Source organism: Methanogenium sp. MK-MG (genome assembly GCF_009914725.1).
Classification (GTDB): domain Archaea; phylum Halobacteriota; class Methanomicrobia; order Methanomicrobiales; family Methanomicrobiaceae; genus Methanogenium.
In genome coordinates this window covers 1-3952 of sequence record NZ_JAAAWJ010000121.1, presented here as the reverse complement: position 1 = coordinate 3952, position 3952 = coordinate 1, and the positions used below count along the sequence as shown (strand labels likewise).

Annotated in this window: 5 protein-coding genes and 1 pseudogene; 4 read left to right on the top strand and 2 right to left on the bottom strand. The window is 48.4% G+C overall.

Features of this window, described 5'->3' with window-relative positions; genetic code table 11:
* A partial coding sequence (locus tag MKMG_RS10985; RefSeq protein ID WP_165077959.1) for an RNA-guided endonuclease TnpB family protein occupies positions 1 to 684 on the top strand: 684 nt, incomplete at its 5' end.
* A gap of 647 nt (positions 685 to 1331) precedes the next feature.
* Here MKMG_RS10985 and MKMG_RS10980 read toward each other — a convergent pair.
* On the bottom strand, positions 1332 to 1499 hold the full coding sequence (locus MKMG_RS10980; RefSeq protein WP_165077957.1) for a hypothetical protein: 168 nt from the start codon (positions 1497 to 1499) through the stop codon (positions 1332 to 1334).
* Between the two features lie 70 nt (positions 1500 to 1569).
* Here MKMG_RS10980 and MKMG_RS10975 point away from each other — a divergent pair, with 70 nt between their 5' ends.
* The 3 genes from MKMG_RS10975 to MKMG_RS10965 all read left to right on the top strand — a co-directional run bounded on the left by MKMG_RS10975 (position 1570) and on the right by MKMG_RS10965 (position 2726).
* Positions 1570 to 1905, top strand: coding sequence for a hypothetical protein (locus tag MKMG_RS10975; protein ID WP_254059177.1), 336 nt, complete (start codon positions 1570 to 1572; stop codon positions 1903 to 1905).
* A gap of 1 nt (position 1906) precedes the next feature.
* A complete protein-coding gene (locus tag MKMG_RS10970; RefSeq protein ID WP_165077955.1) occupies positions 1907 to 2290 on the top strand; it encodes a DUF2283 domain-containing protein in 384 nt (127 codons plus the stop codon).
* A 163-nt stretch (positions 2291 to 2453) separates the two neighbouring features.
* Positions 2454 to 2726: an AAA family ATPase gene (locus MKMG_RS10965; RefSeq protein WP_165077953.1), complete on the top strand. Its 273-nt coding sequence runs from the start codon at positions 2454 to 2456 to the stop codon at positions 2724 to 2726.
* 351 nt (positions 2727 to 3077) lie between these two features.
* Here the strand turns inward: MKMG_RS10965 and MKMG_RS10960 are convergent.
* Positions 3078 to 3952 (bottom strand): annotated as a pseudogene (locus tag MKMG_RS10960) (hypothetical protein); the annotation flags it as partial.

Genomic DNA, 3952 nt, shown 5'->3' with positions numbered 1-3952 from the left:
GAAGTTTCTGAAACAAAACAATGTGGCAGGTCTGTCGGTATTGATGTCGGACTGAATTCATATTGTGTCGATAGTGATGGGAGGGCGGTTGAGAACCCCCGATTCTATGAACAATCTCTGGTAAAGATCAAAAAATTACAGCAGAGTGTATCAAGGAAAAAACGGTTCTCAAACAACTGGAAGAAGGCAAAAGACAGGTTGGCCAAAGTATATGAACATATTTCCAACCAGAGAAACGATTTCCTGCACAAACTATCCCGCCAGTATGTTGATACATATGCCACGATTTGTGTTGAAAATCTGGATGTCAGGGGACTGAAGGAGAAAGGCAACAATACAGGTATGCACAGGAGCATCCACAGTGTAGCATGGGGAAGATTCTTTTCTTATCTCTCGTACAAGGCTGAAAGTGCTGGTACGAAATTCACCAAAGTCAACCCAAAAAATACAACACAGATGTGCTCTAATTGTGGACAAATTGTTAAAAAGACGTTATCCGATAGGGTTCACGAATGTCCCAATTGTGGATTCGTTGCCAACCGAGATTATAATGCGGCAGTAAATATCTGTCGTATAGGGATGGAACAGCCCTTTATGCCCGTGGAGGCAATTCCTCTACATCACGTTTCTGTGATGCAAGTGTTGTCAATGAAGCAGGAAGCCACGCCCTTTAGGGCGTGGTAGTTCACATATCTCATTCATGTCATAACCCCTGATCTGTCAGTGGAGTGATACCGGGATATGACCCGGCACACCGGTGAAAAGGTTGCCCCGGAACATACCATCAGCAGGCCCGGAGCCTGCATACCTGTTTTCAGTTTCATCCTATCAACTCTATACTATTTTTTTTACCGCAGGCAGACCGGTCCCCACTCCATTTTCAGGAAGAATTAGATCCTCAGAAGATCCATTTCGTTTCATTATACATATCTCTTCAGGCCAAACCGTCGAAATAGCTCAACCTGTTTCGATGATTCTGCCAGAGAACAGCATGATATCGGTTCTGTAGAAATCATCTGAGAAAAAATCCCGGCAATACGTTAAGCAACGCTTAAATAGCCTCCCCCACAGGCCCGCACCCCCAAAAAACGCATCCACACAGACGGCCGGAGGGAGCCTTTCTCAGACGGAGACACCCCATACATCCTCTCAAAAAAGCAGCCAATGGCACCCCCATAATACTCCACAATAACCAGGCAATATTTAAAATAACGCACAAAACAGCCGTATTTTGACACCATTTTGGAATGATTGAAATGGCGTCCGTTTCGCCCTTATTTTCGCAAAAACAGGGGGGTTGGCAGCCCTGTTTCAGGCATCCGTCGGGCCTTTCAGCCGAGTTCAGCCTTCCCGTCGGCCCAGGTCTCAACCGTGGTCAGGATGGCATCATCCGCAACCTGGAAGGGTGGCGAGCCCTTGTGGCGTGGCTGGGGGCGGGGTGATGACCGGGTTAGTTTTATACTTATGGAAAAAGGACAGTATCTTTGTTCAGTTATCATTGTCAGAATTGATCGACATCAACTGTCATTAAGTATGTAAAAGGAATGCGAATGGCTTAATAAAGAATATATGGAGAATGATTACGATAAAATGAATATATCAATATTATTGCAATCCCTTTCCAGGTTAAAAAGTGAGAATATTATAAGTTCCGCTCACTTTAAAATTCGACTTGAAGAGAGGAAAGATGATTTAATGCCTGATATTGATGGTATTCATAAAATGCTCATGGGTAGTGATCCTGTAGCAATATCAAATCAGGAGGATGAAAAATTTGAAATCCTATTCAATTTAAACGAGGATTATGATCTGACTTTGGTGGTTTCAGTAAAGATTACCAATCCTGAAATAATAATAAGTTTAATAACCTGCTATAAGAGAGACAGAAAGAGGAGGGTGAAATAAAATGGCTGTAAATCAAATTCACACGGATGCAGATACTATCGATTATGATTATGAAAATGACAGTCTTTTTCTATTTACCAAAGGGGCCGAACATAAGCATTCGTTGGTTTTAGACAATATCATAATTGATTTCGGTGAAGGAAATTATATCAAGGGCGTGGAGATACAAAATGCCTCTAAAAGATTTGGTGTCTCAAAATATGCACTAAAAAAACTTCATCAAATAAACGTTAACCTTAACGTTTCAGATGAAAAACTCGAGCTTAATATAACGCTCACCCTTGAAATAAGAAATAAATATCTCCCGAAAGCCATCGTTGCAGCAGATATAAACGAATTCAATATTCCATCCGGAACAATGGCCATGTCGTGCGGAATTTGTTGAGAACGAACAATCAATTTTTTGTTTCTGAATACATTACTCCGGTTACAATGGTTCGATAGTTACCAGATAACAGCTCTCAATAATAACAGTCACTCCGACTCCCTTCTCATGCCACAGCACTATCTCATGGAAAACCAGACCCTCTTCAAAGATCCCGAGGTCTTTGAATACGCCTACACACTCCCGAGACCATTACCGTGACAGCCAGCTCAGGGAGCTCGCCATGCTCCTCAGCCCCGCCCTGCGGGTAGCGACCCCCATCAACACCACCCTCCACGGCCCGCCGGGAACCGGGAAGACCACCTGCGTCCGGCAAATTTTCACCGAGATTGAGGAGTGCACCCCCCGTGTCGTCACCGTCCTCGTCAACTGCGAGAGCGTCCGGACGCCGTTTCGCGTCTTTGCCACCATCTTCAGGAGACTCTTCGGACATTAGCCGCCGCTCTCCGGCATTCCTATCGGGCGGCTCACCGACCCCGTCGCGGCGGAACTCATCAGACGAAAGGTGGTCCTCATCGTCTGCCTGGACGACGCCAACTACCTGGGCTGCAACGGTCAGCTCGATGAGGTTTGCTACCTGCTCCGGATGTATGAGGCCTGTCTCTCCTATACGACCTTCCATACCCGGCTGAACAGACTCGACTCCGGATCATCGATCAGAACCGCCAGCCGGTGAAGGGGAATACGCGGGAGGTCGTGCTCCGGTTTGACCCGGGGATGATGAACGGGATGGACAGGTCATACATATGAGAGAGAGGGTGATTCTGCCCGTATACTTTAATCGGGATCACCCCACTCCTTTCCCCCAGTTCTCCTCCCTCAAAAACCTCGTATAACATCTCTCACATATTCCCGTCCTTTCTTTCTCCGACCACCAGGCAATCCTGCCCTCACCGCAGACGGAACAGTTCCCCATATCCTTCGCCGTCCGAAAGAACTCGTTCGGCGTCAGAAGCCCCGGCAGGGGGATGATGCCGGACACATGCTCTGTGTCGCAGACACGGGATGCACCCACGTTGGCGGCATGTACAGCAGGGTGTAGTAGACTGTGGGAGGTGCCGCCATCATACCGGGCGAGGATGTTGCTTTGTTCGACCTCTCCGGCCAGAATTGCATCGGAAGCAATTTTGCTGGAGGAATCTGCCAGGGCACACCCACCCGAACCCGCATCTGTATGAGAGACGTCTAGGTGCTGTGGGGTCTCATTCTTCCGCAATATCCTCTTCTCTTGAAGAAGCGTCTCTCTATTCTCTCTTAGATCTGTACCATTCGGTTGGAATACCCCGGTTTTATCATGGCGGCATGTGCCTCCATGCTGCTGCAAAATTGCCGCCATTCCGCCAACGCCGCCCCCGCCATTGGTGGGGGGTTGTTCCCCCCCATCACCTCCGGTGCCATCCCCGCCGGGTGGTGCCGGTTCGAGCCAGACGACCACCGACCCGTTCCATCTCCGGTAGGCCTCCCGATCAAAAAAGAAGTAATGATCCCGTCGTTTCAGTGCAATCCCGCAGATCTCTTCTGCCACCGTGGCATCGAGAACCGTAAGACAGCCCTTCACGAGCCGGGTGGCCTCACCATCGTTCGGGAGGTCGATACGATAGAGGAGGTGGGCACCGTTGCCGGAGTCGGCCAGTACCGGTTCCGGGAATCCTCTTTCGGTGA

Coding starts and splice junctions, on each gene's coding strand:
- MKMG_RS10980 (WP_165077957.1), bottom strand. CDS start 1,499: ATGATAACTGAACAAAGATACTGTCCTTTTTCCATAAGTATAAAACTA.
- MKMG_RS10975 (WP_254059177.1), top strand. CDS start 1,570: ATGGAGAATGATTACGATAAAATGAATATATCAATATTATTGCAATCC.
- MKMG_RS10970 (WP_165077955.1), top strand. CDS start 1,907: ATGGCTGTAAATCAAATTCACACGGATGCAGATACTATCGATTATGAT.